General features: G+C 67.9%; 19 protein-coding genes. 9 read left to right on the top strand and 10 right to left on the bottom strand.

The window, feature by feature from the left end; all coding sequences use genetic code 11:
- Positions 1-25: 25 nt before the first annotated feature.
- On the bottom strand, positions 26-1,294 hold the full coding sequence (locus ABFG95_RS11585) for a HipA domain-containing protein (RefSeq protein WP_348995879.1): 1,269 nt from the start codon (positions 1,292-1,294) through the stop codon (positions 26-28).
- Complete coding sequence (locus ABFG95_RS11580) at positions 1,291-1,830, bottom strand: helix-turn-helix transcriptional regulator (RefSeq protein WP_348995878.1); 540 nt, start codon at positions 1,828-1,830, stop codon at positions 1,291-1,293. Before ABFG95_RS11580 ends, ABFG95_RS11585 begins: the two co-directional genes overlap by 4 nt.
- Before the next feature lie 217 nt (positions 1,831-2,047).
- Here ABFG95_RS11580 and ABFG95_RS11575 point away from each other — a divergent pair, with 217 nt between their 5' ends.
- Positions 2,048-3,103 (top strand): DUF72 domain-containing protein, encoded by a 1,056-nt coding sequence (locus ABFG95_RS11575; RefSeq protein ID WP_348995877.1) that lies wholly within the window; start codon positions 2,048-2,050, stop codon positions 3,101-3,103.
- A gap of 80 nt (positions 3,104-3,183) precedes the next feature.
- A complete protein-coding gene (locus tag ABFG95_RS11570; protein ID WP_175144843.1) occupies positions 3,184-4,239 on the top strand; it encodes an RNA methyltransferase in 1,056 nt (351 codons plus the stop codon).
- A gap of 43 nt (positions 4,240-4,282) precedes the next feature.
- Here the strand turns inward: ABFG95_RS11570 and ABFG95_RS11565 are convergent, their stop codons facing one another.
- Both ABFG95_RS11565 and ABFG95_RS11560 read right to left on the bottom strand, forming a co-directional pair.
- On the bottom strand, positions 4,283-4,855 hold the full coding sequence (locus ABFG95_RS11565) for a GNAT family N-acetyltransferase (protein ID WP_348995876.1): 573 nt from the start codon (positions 4,853-4,855) through the stop codon (positions 4,283-4,285).
- 96 nt (positions 4,856-4,951) lie between these two features.
- The gene (locus ABFG95_RS11560) at positions 4,952-5,728 is read right to left on the bottom strand and encodes a Crp/Fnr family transcriptional regulator (RefSeq protein ID WP_231891503.1); all 777 of its coding nucleotides are present in this window, start codon (positions 5,726-5,728) and stop codon (positions 4,952-4,954) included.
- A gap of 138 nt (positions 5,729-5,866) precedes the next feature.
- Between ABFG95_RS11560 and ABFG95_RS11555 the strand changes: the two genes are divergently transcribed.
- From ABFG95_RS11555 to ABFG95_RS11535, 5 genes are all read left to right on the top strand, one after another.
- Positions 5,867-7,090 carry an ABC transporter substrate-binding protein gene (locus ABFG95_RS11555; RefSeq protein WP_100507583.1) on the top strand — a complete coding sequence of 408 codons (1,224 nt, stop codon included), beginning with the start codon at positions 5,867-5,869 and terminating at the stop codon, positions 7,088-7,090.
- A gap of 10 nt (positions 7,091-7,100) precedes the next feature.
- Positions 7,101-8,015 (top strand): 3-keto-5-aminohexanoate cleavage protein, encoded by a 915-nt coding sequence (locus ABFG95_RS11550; protein WP_049076344.1) that lies wholly within the window; start codon positions 7,101-7,103, stop codon positions 8,013-8,015.
- Positions 8,016-8,049: 34 nt separating this feature from the next.
- Positions 8,050-8,826 carry an SDR family oxidoreductase gene (locus ABFG95_RS11545; RefSeq protein ID WP_054414899.1) on the top strand — a complete coding sequence of 259 codons (777 nt, stop codon included), beginning with the start codon at positions 8,050-8,052 and terminating at the stop codon, positions 8,824-8,826.
- A gap of 358 nt (positions 8,827-9,184) precedes the next feature.
- Complete coding sequence (locus tag ABFG95_RS11540; protein WP_348995875.1) at positions 9,185-10,492, top strand: ATP-binding protein; 1,308 nt, start codon at positions 9,185-9,187, stop codon at positions 10,490-10,492.
- Positions 10,493-10,642: 150 nt separating this feature from the next.
- Complete coding sequence (locus tag ABFG95_RS11535) at positions 10,643-12,181, top strand: argininosuccinate lyase (protein ID WP_054414903.1); 1,539 nt, start codon at positions 10,643-10,645, stop codon at positions 12,179-12,181.
- Between the two features lie 57 nt (positions 12,182-12,238).
- Here the strand turns inward: ABFG95_RS11535 and ABFG95_RS11530 are convergent, their stop codons facing one another.
- From ABFG95_RS11530 to ABFG95_RS11515, 4 genes are all read right to left on the bottom strand, one after another.
- Positions 12,239-14,194, bottom strand: coding sequence for a hypothetical protein (locus tag ABFG95_RS11530; RefSeq protein ID WP_348995874.1), 1,956 nt, complete (start codon positions 14,192-14,194; stop codon positions 12,239-12,241).
- Positions 14,195-14,319: 125 nt separating this feature from the next.
- On the bottom strand, positions 14,320-15,504 hold the full coding sequence (prpF, locus tag ABFG95_RS11525; protein WP_049076332.1) for a 2-methylaconitate cis-trans isomerase PrpF: 1,185 nt from the start codon (positions 15,502-15,504) through the stop codon (positions 14,320-14,322).
- A gap of 64 nt (positions 15,505-15,568) precedes the next feature.
- Positions 15,569-18,187, bottom strand: a complete 2,619-nt coding sequence (gene acnD / locus ABFG95_RS11520) for a Fe/S-dependent 2-methylisocitrate dehydratase AcnD (RefSeq protein ID WP_348995873.1) — start codon at positions 18,185-18,187, stop codon at positions 15,569-15,571.
- Positions 18,184-18,894 (bottom strand): GntR family transcriptional regulator, encoded by a 711-nt coding sequence (locus ABFG95_RS11515; RefSeq protein WP_049076328.1) that lies wholly within the window; start codon positions 18,892-18,894, stop codon positions 18,184-18,186. Before ABFG95_RS11515 ends, acnD begins: the two co-directional genes overlap by 4 nt.
- 207 nt (positions 18,895-19,101) lie before the next feature.
- Between ABFG95_RS11515 and ykgO the strand changes: the two genes are divergently transcribed.
- Positions 19,102-19,242, top strand: a complete 141-nt coding sequence (gene ykgO / locus ABFG95_RS11510; RefSeq protein WP_006385796.1) for a type B 50S ribosomal protein L36 — start codon at positions 19,102-19,104, stop codon at positions 19,240-19,242.
- Positions 19,243-19,272: 30 nt separating this feature from the next.
- Complete coding sequence (locus tag ABFG95_RS11505; RefSeq protein WP_231891502.1) at positions 19,273-19,533, top strand: hypothetical protein; 261 nt, start codon at positions 19,273-19,275, stop codon at positions 19,531-19,533.
- Here ABFG95_RS11505 and ABFG95_RS11500 read toward each other — a convergent pair.
- Positions 19,512-19,679, bottom strand: coding sequence for a hypothetical protein (locus tag ABFG95_RS11500; protein ID WP_175144829.1), 168 nt, complete (start codon positions 19,677-19,679; stop codon positions 19,512-19,514). The two genes, ABFG95_RS11505 and ABFG95_RS11500, sit on opposite strands and share 22 nt — an antisense overlap.
- A gap of 106 nt (positions 19,680-19,785) precedes the next feature.
- Positions 19,786-20,838 carry an alginate lyase family protein gene (locus ABFG95_RS11495; RefSeq protein WP_348995872.1) on the bottom strand — a complete coding sequence of 351 codons (1,053 nt, stop codon included), beginning with the start codon at positions 20,836-20,838 and terminating at the stop codon, positions 19,786-19,788.
- Positions 20,839-20,928 lie beyond the last annotated feature (90 nt).

Here is a 20,928-nt window from a genome sequence, read left to right as displayed (position 1 = left end):
GCGTGATATCCGCGTCAATCGCGCCTCATGCGGCAAGGCGGAAGGCCTCTGCCATTCGGTCCTGTTCCCATGCGGATAGGCCCAGTCCTTGGGCCAGGGTTCGCCATTGGCCGACAATGTCCCGGAAATCGTTGATGATCTCGTCTGCTTCATGAAGGGGCAGGCGGAAGTAGCTGGCAATCTGTCGAGTCAATTCCAGGTCCAGGGCATTATCCGCATCGGTAATGTTCAGCTTGAGACCGTCGGCGTAAGGGACGGGGTTCATGTCGTACGCCGGGGAGAGTTTCCAGCCCAGGCCCGGCACCAGGATGAAGCCATGGTTGCGAAGGTGATCGTCAGTGTTGGATACGAGGATGTTGAAGACGATACGCGACCATAGTTCTCGCAGATCTTGATTGGGTTGCGCGCCCTGGTTCATGAGCGCCTCCGCCAGTTCCAGGTAACTGGCCCCCGTCGAGGCGTCGTCGCCATCGCTGTGGCCAGTCAGGGTCATTGCAGAGGCGAAATGCAGGCGATGGCTTGCATCGGTGCGATCGAAGCGGCGCACAATGAAGCAGTGATGATCGCTGGCAAACTTCCGAGCTTGAGCCGCCGCGACATTGAGGCCGCAACCGCTGGCCAAGGCGTTGACCACCATTTCCCATCCGCCGACGTCATGGGTATCTCGTGTGCTCGGAAACTTGGCAATGTAAAGACGACCGGCGTCGTCCACGACGCTCGCCTTGGGCCTGGCGCCGCCGAGTGAGCCACCTGGCGCGATGAGCGTGCGCAGCCAGTCCTGTCCCCGGACCGCGACGTTGTCGGGGTCTCGCTCAAGCGCACGGCTGGCCTGCTCCAGCGCGCGGATTTCTGTAAATGGCGGGGCCGCAAGGTTGATGCGATTGTCGAGGAAATCTCCAGTGTCCTCGAGTCGGTACCGCAGCGCGCCCACGCGGTACACATCATGCACGCCAAGCAGGTAATCCGACTCGTATAGACGGGCCCCCGCCGGCACCAGACCTTGGCGTTTGTCACGCTCGAATCTTCGATCCATCAAAAGGCGTCCCCAACGGTCGGGGCTGGAATCTTTGAAGACCCCGAATTGGTCTCTTGGCGCGACGGGGTACTGTGGTCCGCCGAAGGCTTGAATGCCCGGGTCCAATTGCAGCCCGTGGAAAAGCGGGGAGGTGAGCGCGGCTTCGTCATATTCGAATTCGAATCGCTCAGTCGCCCGGGTCTTGCGGCTGTGCAAGAAGCCGAGTCGTTGGGGGCCGGGCAGTCCATCCCAATCCGCATATACGGCGATCATGCTCATGACGGCGCATTCCCTTTACGTTTCGGTTTCCGAAGCAAAGAGGCCAGGCTGTCCGTACTAGCGATGTCGACGCTTTTCCCTGGTTTGCCTTCCACCGGCTTCCCCGCGCTTGCAGCCGCCGGCTTGCGGACCTTCGTCTTCGCGCTATTGGTCTGGGTCGAGGAGGCGTTGCCCGGCGCTCGGGCGTTCGGTGACGGGTGGCCGACCGTCTCCGGGGTGGTCCTGTGTTGGCGATGCACAGAAGCATTCCTGATCAAGCGAGCGTCCTGAAGTTGTCGGCCGAGTTCGTCGGCGCCCGCAAGCTTGGCGAGATCGTCTGCCAGCCCCAGGACTTGCATGACGGACAAGTAAGCCCCGATGGTGACTCCCGACCCGCCGGCCTCCAGGGAACGCAGGGTCATGGGAGACATCCCCGCTCGCTCGGCGACTTGTTTGGCGGAGAGCTTGCGGCGCAGGCGCGCAAGCTTGAGCCGCTCACCAAATTCGACGAGGAGCTTGCTGGTTCCTGGCAGGAGAGGGGCGGTCTTTTTCGCCATGGCTAATATTTTAGCTATTTAAGGTATTGGATGCCAAAATATTAGCATTTATGAGGTGTTTTCAAGGAGTCAGGGAGCTGCTGACGGCTTTTCCAGCAATATGGGAATGAAAATATTTCATTCTTTTTTGATGATAATGGCCAAAATAATTACATCCAAAGTGCCAGGCGTGATTCAAGTACCCTATAGCCCATCACCCGCGCCAGAACGACAAGTAATGCAAGAAGATCTTTTCGGCGACGCGCTGCCCGTCCCTCCGGCCGAGGCCCCGCGGCAGGCAACGCCTCCTGACATCCCCGAGCTTTCCGCCCTCCGGGGCATGGCCAAAGTGCTTCCCGCGCCCGCGGGGCAGGAATGGCGCGCGCTCGCCCGGCAGTTGCCCGCCCAATTGCGCTTTGGCGTCTCCACCTGGTCGTATCCCGGCTGGGAAGGGCTGGTCTGGGACGGCGAATACGATTCGAGCACGCTGTCCAGGCACGGCCTGGGCGCCTACCACCAGCATCCGCTTTTGCGCACGGTCTGCGTGGACCGCACGTTCTGGCAGCCGTTGACGGCGAGCCAGTACGCCGCTTATGCCGGGCAGGTCGATGAGGATTTCCGTTTCGTCGTCAAATGCCCCGCCAGCGTTACCGACGCCCAGGTGCGTGGCGAAGCAGGCAGGACGCGGCAGGCCAATCCGCTTTTCCTCGATCCGTCGGTGGCTGTCCAGGAATTCGTGCGCCCGGCGGTCGAAGGCCTGGGGGCCAAGCTCGGCGTGCTGGTGTTCCAACTGAGTCCGTTGCCTCTGGGCATGTTGAGCCGTTCGGCATCGCTGTTCGAGAAACTGGGGCGCATGCTGGCCGCCGTGCGGGAGGCATTGTCCGCGCATGATGCCGTGATCGTCGCCGTGGAAGTGCGCGACCCGGAACTGCTGGGTCAGGCGCTGGTCGACACGCTCAAGGCGCATGGGGCCACGTTCTGCCTGGGGCTGCATGGCAAGATGCCGCCGATCGACGCGCAACTGCCGATGCTGCGCGCGCTCTGGCCGGGGCCGCTGGTCTGCCGCTGGAACCTGAACCGCGTGTTCGGCGCATACGGTTATGCGGAAGCGCAGAAGAAGCATGATCCGTTCAATGCCCTGCTCAGCGAGGATCTTCCCACGCGCGCGGCGCTGGCGCGCACGATCCGCGGCATTACGGGCGCGGGGCAGCCGGCCTACGTGACGGTCAGCAATGACGCCGAGGGCTGCGCGCCGCTGTCCATCCAGAAGCTGGCCCAGGCCATCGCCGGGTAGACCGGGCCTGTCCGGCTCGCCCTGCCCGGCATATCGAGCTTGCCGGGCGCCCCTGCCGGGCGCGCTAAAATCCGCTCCCCATGCGCTACGCCGATTTCCACCAACGTCTCGCCGCCCTAGGCGCCCAGCCTGCCCATCGCGGGCGGGTCATGCGCGCCTGGCTGACCGGTCAGTCGTTCGACAGCGACACGTGGCGGCGGCGCTTCGACAACTATCTGCCGCTGGCGCTGCGCGAGGCGCTGCCCGGCCTGGCGGCGGAACTGGACGGCCTGGCCCGCGTCCGTTCCGAACACGCCGGCCACGATGGCTCGCGGCTGCTGGTCGACCTGGCCGACGGCCAGATGGTGGAAAGCGTGCTGCTGCCGCGAGACGGGCTGTGCGTGTCCACCCAGGTCGGCTGTGCGGTCGGCTGCCGGTTCTGCATGACCGGCAAGAGCGGCCTGATCCGCCAGGTGGCCAGCATGGAGATCCTGGCGCAGGTGGTGCTGGCGCGGCGGCTGCGCGCGGTGAAGAAAGTGGTCTTCATGGGCATGGGCGAACCGGCGCACAACCTGGACAACGTGCTGGAAGCCATCAATCTGCTGGGCACCGAAGGCAATATCGGCCACAAGAACCTGGTGTTCTCCACCGTGGGCGATCCGCGCGTGTTCGACGCGCTGCCGCGACAGGCCGTCAAGCCAGCCCTGGCGCTGTCGCTGCATACGACCCGCGCCGAGCTGCGCGAGCACCTGCTGCCGCGCGCGCCGAAGATCGCGCCGCGGGACCTGGTGGAAATGGGCGAGCGCTACGCCCGCGATACCGGCTACCCGATCCAGTATCAGTGGACGCTGCTCAAGGGCGTCAATGACGGCGACGACGAACTCGACGCCATCCCGCGCCTGCTCAAGGGCAAGTTCGGCGTGCTCAACGTGATCCCGTTCAACAGCATGGAAGGCGACGACTACCAGCGGCCCGAGGCCGAACGCATCCGCGAGATCGTGCGCACGCTGCATCGCCGTGGCGTGCTGACCAAGATCAGGAACAGCGCCGGGCAGGATGTGGACGGCGGCTGCGGCCAGTTGCGTGCCCGCGCGGCGGGGGCGGAGCAGGTGGTGGAACTGCGCCGCAACCGCGCCACCACGCGGCAAGCCGCGTAGACGCGGCCTTGCCCTGGACGCGGCGGCGCGTTGTTGTCGCCGGTCAGGCGTCGGCGGGATTGATCAGCGACGTCAGCACGTGGTCCGCCCAGCTTCCGTCGATTTTCAGATAGGCCCGGGCCGTGCCTTCGCGCTCGAACCCCAGGCTGCTCAGCAGGCGCGCGCTGCGGGTGTTCTCGGGGCGATGGTTCGCCATGATGCGGTGCAGCCCGTGCTCGGCAAACATGAAATGGGTCGCCGCGAGGAGGCATTCCCGCATCAGGCCCTGGCCTTCGCGGTCTTGCGCGACAGAGAAGCCCAGATGGCAGGCCTGGAAGGCCCCCCGCACGATGTTGGTGAAGTTGCAGGCGCCGACCAGGCTGTTGTCGGTCCTGTCGAACAGCAGCAGGTGCACCGCCTGCCCGGCGGCGGCACTGGCTTCCATCGCGGCCAGCCGTTCTTCGGTCGACGCGGCGGTGTAGAACGCGTCGGACCGGGCGGGCTCCCAGGGCCGCAGGTGGGCCCGGTTGGCAAGGTGGTACGCCAGCAGGGCCGGGGCATGCTGGCGAGTCGCTTGTCGCAGCGACAGGCGGGGCGTGAGCAGGGGACCGGCCGGGGCCGTCGGGGTGGGGATCATGGGGCGCGGGATGAGCAGCAATGGAAGGCGAGAAGATACCGCGGACAGGTGAACGGCGGAAACGCGTGGCGTTGACCGCCCGGGTCGACCGGCGGGCTATGCGGGCATGTCGGCCGGGTGATCAGCAGGCTCGCGGTTGAGCTTCGCGTGCCGGTACAGGCCCTCCCGATCCAGGATCGTCATGCCGCCATAATGCGTGCGCAGCACCCCCGCCCGCGCCAGCTTCGTCAGGGCGGCATTGCAGCGCTGGCGCGACACGCCGCACAGGCCGGCAATCTCTTCCTGCGAGATCTTGAGGCGGCCGTTGGTGCCGGAATGCTGCTCGGCGTTCAGTTGCGCGGCGACGGCGCGGGCCACCGTGGTGTCCACGTCCAGCAGCACGTTGCCGGTATAGCAGGCCATGAGCCAATTGACGCGCTGCGCCAGGTGGGTCATCAGCGCCTTGGTGAACGCGATATTGTTGTTCCACAGGCGCTCGCAGGTGTCGCGCGGCAGGATCACGACCTGGCTCGGGCGCAGCGCCACCACCTCGTATTCGAACGGCTCGCGGCGGATCATGGTGGCCTCGCCGAACCAGCTGCCGGTGCTGAAGCCGGCCAGCGACAGCGACCGGCCGTCCGAGCCGCGCGACGACCATTTCACCAGGCCGTCCACCACGCCATACCAGCCCAGCGATTTCGAACCCTCGCGGAACAGGCGTTCGCCGGCCTGCAATGACACCACCCGCAGCTCGGCCCGGACCACGTCGCGTTCCAGGCGCGGCAGGCCGTTGTACCAGGGCACGACGGCCAGCATCCGGTCCACCGGGTCTTGCTTGGCTCGCCGCTTCGGGCTGGCAGGTTCATGGCCGGTTCCGGCTGCCGGTGCGCGCATGGTTGTCCCCGTTCCGCCGTGGTGAGGGCGCCCAGGTAAACCCTAGGGCGCTTTGTCAACATGATGACTGTTCGCTGGCGAGGCCGGTCCGAGAATATTCGGGGCCCCAGAGCCAAAAAACCATAAGAGGAGACAGGTATGTTGTCAATGCCACGCAGGTTTTCGCGCGCTGTCCTGGCCGGCGCCATCGCCGGCGCGCTGCTGCACGCGGGCGCGGCCCGGGCGCAGATTTCCGACGACGTGATCCGGATCGGCTTCATTACCGACATGTCGGGCGTCTATTCGGGGCCGGACGGCCCGGGCGGGGCCGAAGCCATCAAGATGGCCATCGAGGAGATGGGCGGCGAGATCAATGGCAAGAAAATCGAACTGCTGACGGCGGACCACCAGAACAAGGCCGACATTGCCTCGGCCAAGGCGCGCGAATGGTTCGACCAGCGCGGCCTGGACATGCTGATCGGCGGCACCAATTCGAGCACGGCGCTGGCCATGTCGAAGGTGGCCGCCGACAAGAAGAAGCCCATCATCGTGGTGGGCGCGGGCGCGCCGGCCCTGACCAACGAGCAGTGCACCCCATACACGCTGAACTATGCCTACGACACCGTGGCGCAGGCGCGCGGCACGGGCGCGGCGGTGGTGAAGGCGGGCGGCAAGAGCTGGTACATCCTGACGGCGGACTACGCCTTTGGCCATGCGTTGCAGGCCGATACTACCAAGGTGGTCGAGGCCGGCGGCGGCAAGGTGGTCGGGTCGGTCAAGCATCCGCTGTCGACCAGCGATTTCTCGTCGTTCCTGTTGCAGGCGCAGGCCAGCAAGGCCGAGATCCTGGCGCTGGCCAATGCCGGCGCGGACGCCACCAATGCGATCAAGGCGGCCAACGAATTCGGCCTGACCAAGACGATGCGGCTGGCCGGCATGATCATGTTCATCAACGACATCCACGCCATGGGCCTGGAGACGGCCAAGGGCATGTACCTGACCGACAGCTGGTACTGGAACGCGTCGGACGAGACGCGGGCCTGGGCGCGGAAGTTCTACGAGCGCCGCAACGCCATGCCGTCGTCGCTGCAGGCGGCCGACTATTCGGCCGCCATCCAGTACCTGCGCGCGGTCAAGGCCACCGGCACGGACGACGCCGACAAGGTGCTGGCGTATCTGCGCGAGAACAAGCTCGACGACGTGTACATCAAGAACGGCGTGGTGCGTCCGGATGGCCGCGTGGTGCACGACATGTATCTGCTGCAGGTCAAGACGCCCGAGGAATCGAAGGCGCCCTGGGACTACTTCAAGGTGGTCCAGACCATCGATGGCAACGAGGCCTTCACCACCAAGGCCGAGACCCGCTGCGCCCTTTGGAAATAAGAGAATCGCCATGGCAAAACGCAAAGTGATCGTGACCATTGCTCCCACCGGGGGCATGGCGTTCAAGAGCCAGAACCCGCATCTGCCGACCCAGCCGGCCGAGATCGCCGAGGACGTCTACCGCTGCTACAACGCCGGGGCCAGCGTGGTCGCGCTGCACGCGCGCCGCCCCGACGACCAGGCCACCTGCGACGCGGCCATCTACCGCGACATGAACCAGCGCATCCGCGAGCGCTGCGACATCGTGCTGAACAATTCCACGGGCGGCGGCGTGCACGGCGACATGGTCAGGGAAACCACGCCGGGCACCTGGGAGATCCTGTGGGAAGAGCGGCTCAAGGGCATGGACGCCGGCGCCGAGATGTGCACGCTGGACGCCACCACGCTGAACCTGGCCTTCGGCGACCGCGAATACCTGATGAACACGCCCTTGTCCCGCGCCCGCGAACTGGCGGCCGGCATGAAGGCGCGCGGCATCAAGCCGGAGTGGGAGGTGTTCAGCCCGACCCATATCCTGCAGGACGCGACCACGTTGATCAACGAGGGGCTGGACGAGGAGCCGCATTTCATCAACCTGGTGATGAATGTGCACCGCAACTTCCAGAACGCGATGCCGTTCTCGCCGCGCCATTTGCAGATGATGGTGGACCTGCTGCCCAGGAACAGCATCTTCTGCGTCAGCGGCATCGGACCGTCACAGCTCGAAGCCAACATCAGCGCGCTGCTGCTGGGCGGGCATGCGCGGGTGGGGCTGGAGGACAACCTGTATTACCGCCATGGCGAGCTGGCGACCAACGTGCAACTGACCGAGCGCATCGTGCGCATCATCCGCGAACTGGACATGGAGCCCGCGACGCCCGCCGAGGCGCGCGAGATCATGGGCCTGCCGCTGCGGGGCGGCGTGCGGCCGGCATTCGCGTTGTGAGACCGATGCGGCATTTTTCAAAGGACGAAGCCTGATGATCGAATCGTTGCAAGGCAAGCGGGTCCTGGTTACCGCGGGTGCGGGGGGAATCGGGCTGGCGATCGCGCGCAAGTTCCTGGCGTCGGGGGCGCAGGTGCATATCTGTGATGTGGCGGCAGAGGCGGTGCAGGCCGCCGTGCAGGCGCATCCGGGCCTGAGCGGCAGCGTCACGGATGTATCCGACGAGGCCCAGGTGCTGGCCATGTTCACGGACCTGGCCGCGCGCTGGGGCCGGCTCGATGCGCTGGTGAACAACGCTGGCGTCTCGGGCCCCACCAGCCGGCTGGAGGAGACGGACCTGGCGGCGTGGCGCGCCACGCTCGACGTCAACCTGACCGGCACGTTCCTGTGCGCGCGCAGCGCGGTGCCGCTGCTGCGCGAGGCGGGCGGCGGGGCGATCATCAATATCTCGTCGGTCGCGGGGCGGCTGGGCTTTTCGCTGCGCAGTCCCTACAGCGCCAGCAAGTTCGGGCTGGCCGGACTGACGCAGACCTGGGCGATGGAGCTGGGGCCGTCGAACATCCGCGTCAATTCCGTGCTGCCGGGCGTGGTGGCGGGCGAGCGGGTCGAGCGCATCATCGCCGCGCGGGCGGCGGCCGGCGGCGTCGGCAACGACGTCATGCGCGCGCAGCTGGTGGAAAAGGTGTCGCTGCGCAGGATGACGCAGCCCGAGGATATCGCCAATCAGGTCGCGTTCCTGTGCTCGGACGAGGGGGCGATGATCAGCGGCCAGAGCATCTCGGTGTGCGGCAACGTCGAATACCTGGGGTGACAGGGCATGGCGGGCGCGGCGCCCGCCATGGCCGCGTGTTTCAGGCTTCCCGCGGGTTCGCCGGCGTCCAGGATCGCGACCTGCCATGATATCGAAGCGGACCGTATTGGCCGCCTGATCCGCGACATGGCCGCGCGGGTCGAGCGCCGCGACGGCACGCGGCGCCACTGCCCGCCGGCGTTTCACGCTTCTTCACAAATCCCACACAAAAGGCGGCGGAACGGCCGCGGGCTTGTTTTCTATCATCCCGAGGCGCGCGTCCGCTGCGGCCCGCACGATCCGCCATCGGGCCGTCCGCCCGTTTCCGTCGTCCCTCTCCGCCCGCCCTCGCCGCGCGCCGCCGGCCCGAAGGCTACTGATGCTCAGATTTCTCATTCGTATTGTTGTCGTGGTGCTGATCAGCCTCGGGCTGGCCTATCTGTTCGTGGACAAGGGGCTGGGGGCGCTGCTCAAGCCCATGGTGGAAGAGGTTGCCTTCCAATCGCTGCGCGGCCAGTTCCACGAGTTGCATGAGCGGCTGGATGCGGTGCCGCCGGCGCGGCGCGAAAGCGTGCTGCGCGACCAGGTGCAGCCGCATTACGGCATCGCGATGCGCTTGCTGCAAGCGCATCAGGTCCGCCTGACCGAGGACGAGCGCGAGCAATCGCAGACCCTGGGCGTCGTGATGCGCGACGATTTCGACACCCACCTGCTGCCGTTGCCGGGCGAGCCCGCGCAGTGGCTGGAGTTGCGCCTGCCCAACGTGTTCGACACCGTGGTCGCCCTGTCCGTGTGGCTGTGCCTGGGGATCATGATGGCGATTGGCCTGCTGGCGCTGTGGGCGTTGCCGATGTGGCGCGACATGGACGCGCTGCGCAATGCCGCGCTGCGCATGGGGCAGGGGGAACTTAGCATGCGCGTGCGGCTGTCACGCATCGCCGGGATCCGTCACGTCGGCGAGAGTTTCAACCATATGGCCGAGCGCATCGCCGCCTTGATCGAGAATCAGCGCAGCCTGACCAACGCCGTCTCGCATGAGTTGCGCACGCCGCTGGCGCGGCTGTCGTTCGAGGTGGACCAGCTCGGGCGCGGCGGCCTGCCGCCCGCGCATCAGCCGGTCTTGCGCGACATGCGCGCGGACATTGCGGAGCTGGAGAGCATGGTGGCGGAGCTGCTGGTGTATGCGCGGCTGGAACGGCCCACCGAAGAGGCCGTGCGGCTGGAAACCGTGGACACGCGCGACTGGCTGGGCGAGGCCCTGGCCCAGGTGGCGCACCAGGCCCAGGCGCGTAACGTGCGCTGCGTCGTGGCGGAGGGCCATCCGCCCCACGTGTGCCTGCATCCGCGCTATATGAGCCGGGCCTTGCTGAACCTGGTGCAGAACGCGGTGCGCTATGCGCGCGGCCGCGTCGAAGTCGCGCTGACGCATACGTCGGCGGGGCACTTCGAGCTGATCGTGGACGACGACGGCCCGGGCATTCCGGTGGCCGATCGCGAACGGATTTTCGAACCCTTCATCCGGCTGGACGAAAGCCGCGATCGCGGCACGGGCGGCGCCGGGCTGGGGCTGGCGATCGCGCAGCGCGTCGCGGCCGGACACCGTGGCGCCATCAGTGTCACGGACAGTCCGATGGGCGGGGCGCGCTTCGTGTTGCGCTGGGCGGTGCCCGCGTCGACGGCGGCATAGCATTCAGCTGGCCGCCAGGCATACGGGTCAACCCGCAGGCGCGGGCGGTCGCGCCCGGCCCGGTGCGGGCCAGATTGCATTTTGTGGCACACGGGGCGCAAAAATGGTGTTTGATACAGGGGTTTGATTTCCCCTCATAACGAGAACACCATGAGACATTTCCTGCCCGCCCTGGGCGCAGCCCTCGTTTTGTCCCTCGGCGCCCATGCCGCCTCGGCCCAGCAGGCGCCCGCCGCCGCCAAGCCGCCGCACGATCCCTTCTTCTGGCTGGGCGAGATCAACAAGGCCACGGCCGTGATCAACACCGACCAGGGACTGCTCGACAAGGCCATGGCGCCGCGCCTGGCGGCGGGCGTGGCCAAGGTGATCAATGACGGCAACCAGCCGGGCGCCAAGCGGCCGGCCAGCGTCATCACCTTCGAGCCGCTGCTGATCAAGGCCGCGGGCGAGGACGTGACGCTGCTGCATGCCGGCCGTTCCAGCCAGGACATGCACGCCACCTACCGCAGCGCCATCCTGCGCGACAAGCTGCTGGAACTGGCGGACCAGCTCAATGCCACGTCGACCACGCTGGTGGAGCTGGCCGCCAAGCACAGCGCCACCATTGTGCCCAACTACACCAACGGCGTGGCGGCCCAGCCGAACAGCTATGGCCATTACCTGCTGGGACAGGCCGCCGGCCTGGCGCGCGACGCCCAACGCATCCGCGAAGCCTACGCGCGCATCGACCGCTCGCCCATGGGCACCACCGTGCTCAACGGCACCAGCTGGCCGCTGGACCGCAAGCGCATGGCGCAGTACCTGGGCTTCACCGCGCTGGTGGACAACGCCTATGACGCCTCGCAGATCTCGTCGATGGACCAGCCGGTGGAAGTGGCGTCGATCGTCACCAGCATCGCGCTGCGCACCGGCAACTTCGTCGAGGACGTGATGACGCAGTATGCGCAGTCGCGGCCCTGGATCCTGCTGGAAGAGGGCGGCGGCAACACCTATGTGTCCAGCGCCATGCCGCAAAAGCGCAATCCGGGCCTGCTCAACGACACCCGCAGCGACGCGTCGACGGCGGTGACGCTGGCCATGGGGCCGGTGATCCAGACGCACAACATCACGCCAGGCATGAGCGATCCCAAGGACGTCAAGCAGAACTCGGCCATGGTCGACGCCGGTATCTCCGCGCTCAAGCGCTGGGATCGCGTGCTCAAGGCCATGGTGATCAGCCCGGACCGCGCGCTGGAGGAACTGAACAGCGACTGGACCGCTTCGCAGGAACTGGCCGACGTGCTGATGCGCAAGTACAAGCTGCCGTTCCGCGACGGCCATCACTTCGCGTCGGAGGTGGTGAGCTACGCCAAGACCAACAACATCAAGCCGCTGGACTTCCCGTATGACCAGGCGCGCCGCATCTACGCCGAGGCGATGAAGGGTTCCAAGTACCCGAACGAACTGCCGATGAGCGAGGCCGAGTTCCGTTCGACGCTGGACCCGGTCGCCATCGTCAAGAACCGCGCCACCAGTGGCGGCCCGCAACCGGCGGAAATGGAGCGCATGATCAAGGAGGCGCGCGAGCAACTGGCCTCGCAGGACAAGTGGATCAAGGAACGCCGCGCCCACATCGCCGATTCGCTGGCCGCGCTGGACAAGGATTTTGACGCGCTGGTGGCCAGCGCGCCGAAGGACAAGGCCCAGTAAGCGGCCGCCCGGCCGCCCGGCCGCGCGATGCCGGGCGGCGCGCCGCGCCGGCCGGGGTCAGCGGCACGCCATCGAGTAGTCGCAGCGGATCTGGTCGGGCAGGTCGCGGCCCCGCGCGGGGTCGATCGCTCCGGCCGGCGCATCCCAGGCGATCAGTTGCGCCACGTCGTTGTTGCCCACCGGCCGGGCGTAGATCCACAGCCGGTCTCCCGCCCACGAGAAGGCCAGCGCGCTGACGCTGTATTCCTTGGGCACGCGCAGGTTGGCCAGCAGCCGGCCCTGCGTCATGTCCAGGACAATCACCGTGCTGTCGGCGCCGCTGACCGCCAACATGCGGCCGTGGGCGCTGCGGGCCGCCGCCGAGGTGTAGTACACGGCGGGGGTTTCCAGGTCGAAGCGGGCCAGTCCCGTGCGCAGGTCGATGGCGCGCAGGCGCCGCCCATCGGGTGTTTCCGCCACGGCCAGGGCCCATTCCCCGCGCCGGCTGCCGAACAACAGCTTGGGGGTGGCGGTCGGGAAGCTGGCGACCACGCGGGCGCCACCGGGATCGATGCCGTAGCCGTCGCGGTCGGCGGCCCAGAACAGGCCGTCGCCGAACTGGATGGCGTCGCTCGGCACCCAGGGCAGGGCATGCTCCAGGGTGTCGACGGCGTCGCGGCGCAGCGCGCCGTTCCAGGACCGTTGGCTCCAGCGCCCTTGCGGCGTCACGGTGTACAGCTCGTCGCCGACGCGCAGCGCCACGCCGCCCGCGGCGGGCAGGGTCCAGTCGTCAATGTAGCGGTCCGGAAAGCGGGCGCCCAGCGGGTGGACGACCACGCCGCGCTGGCCGGGGCGCCATGCCAGCAGCGTGCGGGCGCCGTCCTCGCGCAGGCCCTGCGCCCAGACCTGGCCGTCGGCGGTGATCTTGAGCGCGCCCGCCAGGCCAAAGCCCGCGGGGGCCTCGCGGTCGACGGCGGTTACCGTGTTCTGGTCGGACCGCGGCGCGCCCTCGGCGGCGGCGGGCGTGGTGCGCGGCACGAAGCGCTGCGTCGCCGCGCCGGAAGCGAGCAGGCTGCCGTCGGGCAGCGCCAGCAGGCGCCAGCTGTCGTTGTCGTAGCGTCGCAGGTCGGATTCGTCGGCGGGAAGGCGGATGCCGGACACGCTCGTCTGCGGCAGCGTGGCCGCCGCCACGGTGGGCGCTGCCGACGCGGTGGCGGTGGCGCGGCCGCGCGCGTACGCATCGAAGTAAGCCTGCATCACGCGGTCGGCATCGGCCTCGGGCAGGGCCTGCAGGCGTCGCGCCAAACCGTCAAGGTAACGGTCGAGCGCGGCGTCGGTGTGCTCGATGCGCTGCCTGTCGTACTCGAAATGCGGGTCGGGAAAACAGGTCACGCCGACCATGCAGCTTGTCAGGCGGAAATGGCGCGTGACGGTGGTGTCGGCGCCGCCGTGCCAGACCAGCGTCAGCGCCTCGCGGCCGGTCACGCCGGAGAGATCCATGACGGTGCCGTAGTCGGCCTGCGTGCGGCGCGCTTTGCCGCGTTCGCGCTGGAAAGACCAGCGCGCCACCGGTTGCGAGAAGAACGGCAGCGACTTGATGTGTTCCTGGGCGTAGTCGGGCTGGCTCGCGATGGCCGCGCGGAACGCGTCGCGCTCCTGCGGGCTGACGGCGCCGGCCGCCAGCGCCTTAGCCAGGACCGGGTCCGCGGCCTGGCTGGCCTGCTGTTCCAGCGCCTGTTTCAGCGCGGGCAGATGGCGGGCGCCGATCTCGGCCCAGTAGAACTCCATGGCCGACAGCGGCCCGCTGTCGTCGCGGCCGTCGAAGCCGCCCAGGTCCTTGCCGGCAAGGCCTTGCTCGATGTCGGCCTTGACCTGCGCATAGGGTTGGGAAATCAGGTAGTAGCGGCCCGGCGTGTAGGGGGCGCCGGGCAGCGGTTGCATCAGGATCGGGGCGGCCGCGGCGCTGGCGGACAGAAGCAGGGCCGAGACGGCCAGGATGCGCTTGAATCGGCGTGGGGCGCCGGGGTGTGCCATGGACGGTTCCGTCGAGAAAGGAAGGGGCTGCGGCAGAGAATACCGCAGCCCGCGCCCGTCGGCGGCGGCCGCCTCGGATGCCCGTCGGCGACGGGCGCCCCGGGACCCGGTCGGCGGCGGTCGCCTCAGAAGCCGGTGGGCGGCACGTGCACCCGGCCTTCCATCAGCACGCGCGCGCTGCGGCTCATGATGGCCTTGGTGACGGTCCATTCGCCGTCGATCAGTTGGGCCTGGGCGCCGACGCGCAGCGTGCCCGAGGGGTGGCCGAAGTTGACCTGGTCGCGCTGGCCGCCGCCGGCCGCCAGGTTGACCAGCGTGCCCGGCACGGCCGCGGCGGTGGCGATGGCGACCGAGGCGGTGCCCATCATGGCGTGGTGCAGCTTGCCCATGGACAGGGCGCGCACCAGCACGTCGATGTCGCCGGCGCCGATCTGCTTGCCGCTGGAGGATGTGTAGGCCTTGGGGCGGGCCACGAAGGCCACCTTGGGCGTGTGCTGGCGTGCGGCGGCTTCTTCCAGTTTCTGGATCAGGCCCATGCGCAGCGCGCCGTGGGCGCGGATGGTCTCGAAGCGCGCCAGCGCGGCGGCGTCGCCGTTGATGTCGTCCTGCAGCTCGGTGCCGGTGTAGCCCAGCGCCTCGGCGTCCAGGAAGATGGTGGGGATGCCGGAGTTGATCATGGTGGCCTTGAAGGTGCCGATGCCGGGCACTTCCAGGTCGTCCACCAGGTTGCCGGTGGGGAACATCGAGCCGCCGTCGCCTTCCTCGGCCGGGTTCATGAATTCCAGTTGCAGCTCGGCGGCCGGGAAGGTCACGCCGTCCAGTTCGAAGTCGCCGGTTTCCTGCACCGCGCCGTCGGTGATCGGCACGTGGGCGATGATGGTCTTCTGGATGTTGGCCTGCCAGATGCGCACCACGGCGATGCCGTTGCGCGGCACGCGCGCCGGGTCCACCAGGCCATTGGTGATGGCGAAGGGGCCGACGGCGGCCGACAGGTTGCCGCAGTTGCCGCTCCAGTCGACGAAGGCCTGGTCGATCGAGACCTGGCCGAACAGGTAGTCGACGTCATGTTCGGGGCGGCTGCTCTTGCCGATGATGACGGTCTTGCTCGTGCTGGAAGTGGCCGCGCCCATGCCGTCGATCTGCTTGCCATAGGGGTCGGGGCTGCCGATCACGCGCATCAGCAGCGCGTCGCGGGCCGGGCCCGGCACGCGGGCGGATTCGGGCAGGTCGTCGAGCTTGAAGAACACGCCTTTGCTGGTGCCGCCGCGCATGTAGGTGGCGGGAATCTTGATCTGGGGGGCATGGGCCATGGGGCAGTCCTGATGTCTTGGGTGGGGAAGGCGGGCGCCGCGGCGCCCGCCATGCTGTAGGGTGTCAGCCGGCCTTCTTGGCCGAACCGGCGGCCGATTCGGCTTCCAGGAAGTCCTGCGCGAAGCGTTGCAGCACGCCGCCGGCTTCGTAGATGGACACTTCCTCGGCGGTGTCGAGGCGACAGGTCATCGGCACTTCCAGGGTCTCGCCGTCGCGGCGGTGGATCACCAGCGTCAGGTCGGCGCGCGGCTTGCGCTCGCCCACCACGTCGTAGGTCTCGGTGCCGTCCAGGCCCAGCGTCTTGCGGTTCACGCCCGGCTTGAATTCCAGCGGCAGCACGCCCATGCCGATGAGGTTGGTGCGGTGGATGCGCTCGAAGCCTTCGGCGGCGATGGCTTCGACGCCGGCCAGGCGCACGCCCTTGGCGGCCCAGTCGCGCGACGAGCCCTGGCCGTAGTCGGCGCCGGCCACGATGATCAGCGGCTGCTTGCGGTCCATGTAGGTCTCGATGGCTTCCCACATGCGCATTTCCTTGCCTTCCGGTTCGACGCGGGCCAGCGAGCCCTGCTTGACCGTGCCGTCGGCGTTCCTGACCATCTCGTTGAACAGCTTGGGATTGGCGAAGGTGGCGCGCTGCGCGGTCAGGTGGTCGCCGCGGTGGGTGGCGTAGGAGTTGAAGTCCTCTTCCGGCAGGCCCATCTTGTGCAGGTATTCGCCGGCGGCGCTGTCCATCAGGATGGCGTTGGACGGCGACAGGTGGTCGGTGGTGATGTTGTCGCCCAGCACGGCCAGCGGTCGCATGCCGCGCAGCGTGCGCTCGCCGGCCAGCGCGCCTTCCCAGTACGGCGGACGGCGGATGTAGGTGCTCTGCGGGCGCCACGCGTACAGCGGCTCGACCGCGGCGTCGCGCTCGTTGCGCAGGCCGAACATGGGCGCGTAGACCTTGCGGAACTGTTCCGGCTTGACGGCGGCCTTGACCATGGCGTCGATCTCTTCGTCGCTCGGCCAGATGTCCTTCAGGCGGATCTCGCGGCCGCTGGCGTCGGTGCCAAGCGCGTCGCGCTCGATGTCGAAGCGGATGGTGCCGGCGATGGCGTAGGCCACCACCAGCGGCGGCGAGGCCAGGAAGGCCTGCTTGGCGTAGGGATGGATGCGGCCGTCGAAATTGCGGTTGCCGGACAGCACGGCGGTGGCGTACAGATCGCGGTCGATGATCTCCTGCTGGATCACGGGATCGAGCGCGCCCGACATGCCGTTGCAGGTGGTACAGGCAAACGCCACGACGCCGAAGCCGAGTTTCTCCAGGTCTTCGGTTAGGCCGGCTTCGTCCAGGTACAGGGCCACGGCCTTGGAGCCGGGCGCCAGCGAGCTCTTGACCCACGGCTTGCGCGTCAGGCCGGCGCGGTTGGCGTTGCGCGCCAGCAGGCCGGCGGCGATGACGTTGCGCGGATTGCTGGTGTTGGTGCAGCTGGTGATGGCGGCGATGATGACGGCGCCGTCGGGCATCAGGCCCGGCTGGTTTTCGACGGTGCCGGCGATGCCGCGCTCGGCCAGGTCGGAAACCGGCAGGCGGCGGTGCGGGTTGGACGGGCCGGCCAGGGTGCGCACCACGGTCGACAGGTCAAAGCGCAGCACGCGCTCGTATTCGGCGGTCTTGAGGCTGTCGGCCCACAGGCCGGCGGTCTTGGCGTAGGTTTCCACCAGCGCGATCTGCTCGTCCTCGCGGCCGGTCAGGCGCAGGTAGTCGATGGTCTGCTGGTCGATGGCGAACATCGCGGCGGTGGCGCCGTATTCGGGCGCCATGTTCGAGATGGTGGCGCGGTCGCCCAGCGTCAGGCTGGCGGCGCCTTCGCCGTGGAACTCCAGGTAGGCGCCCACGACTTTTTCCTTGCGCAGGAATTCGGTCAGCGTCAGCACCACGTCGGTGGCGGTGATGCCGGGGCCGGCGCGGCCGGTCAGTTCGACGCCGATGATGTCGGGCAGGCGCATCCACGAGGCGCGGCCCAGCATCACGTTCTCGGCTTCCAGGCCGCCCACGCCGATGGCGATGACGCCCAGCGCGTCCACGTGGGGGGTGTGGCTGTCGGTGCCGACCAGCGTGTCGGGGAAGGCCACGCCGTCCTGCGTGTAGATCACCGGCGACATCCGCTCCAGGTTGATCTGGTGCATGATGCCGTTGCCCGGGGGCACCACTTCGATGTTGCGGAAGGCCTGCTTGGTCCAGTCGATGAAGTGGAAGCGGTCTTCGTTGCGGCGGTCTTCCACCGCGCGGTTCTTGGCGAAGGCGTCGGGATCGTTGCCGCCGTATTCCACCGCCAGCGAGTGGTCGACGATCAGTTGCACCGGCACCACCGGGTTGACCTTGGCGGGGTCGCCGCCCTTGTCGGCGATGGCGTCGCGCAGGCCGGCCAGGTCGACCAGCGCGGTCTGGCCGAGGATGTCATGACAGACCACGCGCGCCGGATACCACGGGAAGTCCAGGTCGCGGCGGCGTTCGATCAACTGCTTGAGCGCGTCGGTCAGCAGCGCCGGATCGCAGCGGCGCACCAGGTTCTCGGCGTGCACGCGCGAGGTGTAGGGCAGGCGGTCGTAGGCGCCGGGGGCGATGGCGTCCACGGCGGCGCGCGCGTCGAAATAGTCCAGGCGGGTGCCTTGCAGGGGCTTGCGATAGGATTTGTTCATGCCTCGGTGCGCTTCAGGTTGCCCTGAGCGATCTGTTTTTCAATGTTGAGACGGGATGCGCGGATGTGGCGGCGCATCAGGAGTTCAGCCAGCTCGCCATCGCGGTCGGCGATGGCGTCGAGAATGCGGTGATGCTCGGCATACGACTGCCGCGGGCGGTTGGGAGTGGTCGAGTACTGGATACGGTACATCCGCGCCAGCTGGTAGAGCTCGTCGCACAGCATGCGGAACAGCATCTGGTTGCCGCTGCCCTTGACGATGCGGTAGTGGAAATCGTAGTCGCCCTCCTGCTGGTAATAGCCGGTGCCGGCCTGGAAGGCCTCGTCCTTTTCGTGGGCGTGCAGCACCTGGCGCACCTGCTCGACTTCGGCCGGCGCCATGCGCTCGGCCGCCAGGCGGCAGGCCATGCCTTCGAGCGATTCGCGGATTTCGTAGAGTTCGGCCAGTTCCTGCGGGCTGAGCGAGACCACGCGGGCGCCGGCGTGCGGCACGCGCACCAGCAGCCGTTGGCCTTCGAGCCGGTGCAGGGCCTCGCGCAGCGGGCCGCGGCTGACGCCGTGGATGCGCGCCAGTTCCGGTTCGGAGATCTTGCTGCCGGGGGCGATCTCGCCCTTGACGATGGCGGACTGGATCTTGCGGAAGATGTGTTCCGCCAGGGTCTCGCTATCGCCGGAGGCGGCGCCGGGAAGCGTCAGCACTTTGCTCATTGTGTCAACAATCTGATGATTTTTCCGGTGAAAGACCGATTCAAATCGCGCTTTGGCGATTGATTGTCAACAATTTACCTTCCGTCTGATCCTGGCGCAAGCGTCACTGCCCGGCTTTGCGTGACAAAGGCAATGTTATTACATATCATTTGCGTTGAGCCGCGCTGCGCGCGGTCGGTTTTCCCTTTGCCCATTGCCGGAGTCCGCATGAAAGTCCTTTCCTCCCTCAAAGACGCCAAGACCCGCCACCGCGACTGCCAGGTGGTCAAGCGCCGCGGACGCATCTATGTGATCTGCAAATCCAATCCGCGCTTCAAGGCGCGCCAGGGCGGGGCCAAGCACAAATAGGCGCGCGCCTTCATCCGATGACCCGGAGCAATGAGCGTGATCCCTGACACCTACGCGCAATGGCATCGCTGCATCACGGTCGACTGCGGCATTGCGCTGACCCCGACGTTCATCGCGCAGCGCCTGGCGGCGATGGCGGACCCGAAGACCGAAGAGAATCTGCGCTTTCGCCGGCTTTACGGCGACGCGCATTGGCAGCGCGTGCAACGCTGGTTCAGGCTGGCGAACGATCCGGCGGCCGCGTTGGGCGTGGCCGCCGGCCAGGGCGCTCAGGGACCGGTATCGGGATAGTTCGGGCCGGCGTCGCGGAAGCCGCCGCTGCTGTAGGGGTTGGCCGCGCCCGGGTGCGGCGGGCCGCCGGGGCCCAGGGAGGAACAGCCGCCCAGTATCAGCAAGGCGGCCAGCAAGGCGAGTGCGCGAGTGGCGGTGGTACGCATGGTGATCTCCGGCGGCTGCCCCTCGGCTGCCGCATGCAGCATATGGGTATGAATTGAGTTTACGCCTGACGCGGCCCGGCGGCATCCTCCACCGGGCGGGTCGATATCAGTGCCGCGGCACGATGCCCTGGGCGGCCATCAGGGTCAGGTTGCCGCCCAGGCGGGGATCGTCGAAGGGGCCGGCGGCATGCAGGGCGGCGAAGGCCGGCGTGTCGGGCGCGTGCAGGCGGTAGAACTCGATCCAGCCGCTGAAGCCATGCGGTTGGCGGTCCTGCTGCGCCACGCCGGCCTGTTGGGCGAACCAGGCGCTGTCGCGGTAGCCGTCGGCCACGCGCCGCGCCAGCCGGCCCAGCGCGCCTTCGCGGTACGCATACCAGTCCTGGCCGCTTTCATTGGCGAGCTGCGCCATCATCACCAGCGGCGCGGCGGCGTAGTCGTGATAGTGCAGCGCGCGGGCGCCGCGCGCCATTTCCATGGGCAGGCTGCCGTCGGCCTGGATGTCATCGACGCCTTTACGGTAGATCGCCTGCGCGCTGTGGCGCAGGCCGGCGTCGTTGTTGGCGATGGCGGTGGCCAGGATGCCGACGCCGGTCCAGTAGTAGTGGTTGTTACGTTTGTGCCGGGGGTCGTCCCAGTAAGCGAGGTTGGCGCGCGACAGCTGTTCGAGCCAGGGCCCGATGATGCCGCGTTGCGCTGGCGTGGCCAGCGGCAGCGTCTTCAGATAGGCCAGCGCGGCGGCGCCGTGGGTCCATTGGCGCAGGTAGTCGGCCTGGTCGTTGTTGCCGTGGATCATGCGGCCGAGCATGGCGCCGGCGCCGGCCCACGCCGCCAGCCAGGTCAGCGCGCAGCGGCCGGCGGCGGTATCGCCGTCGGCCAGGTAGGCGTCCGACAGGTCGGCGATGCGCCGGGCGTAGTCGTTCAGGGGCCGGGTCTGGGCCTGGTTGCGGGCCTGCAGCGCGGGGTCGATCTTCGAGTGGGCGGCGTCGGTGTAGTAGCCGGTGCCTTCCAGATCGCGGGGGCCGGGCGGCGGCGCGTCGCACTGTCGCGGTGCCGCTAGCGCCTGGACGCACAGCAGCATCAGCGGCAGGCAGGCGGCGTAGCGCCAGCGCGCGGCGGCGGGCAGGGCGCCGCCACGGAAGGGGGAGGAAAGAGAACGCATCGCGGGTGCCTTTGCCTGGTCGGGCCGATTGCCGTTCACGCGCCTGCCGGGGGGAGGTGGCGACCGCCGGCCTGCCGGAGGGCGTGGTGT

The organism is Achromobacter sp. HNDS-1, from assembly GCF_040084795.1.
Lineage (GTDB): Bacteria > Pseudomonadota > Gammaproteobacteria > Burkholderiales > Burkholderiaceae_B > Achromobacter > Achromobacter ruhlandii.
This window is presented reverse-complemented; position numbering and strand designations above follow the sequence as displayed.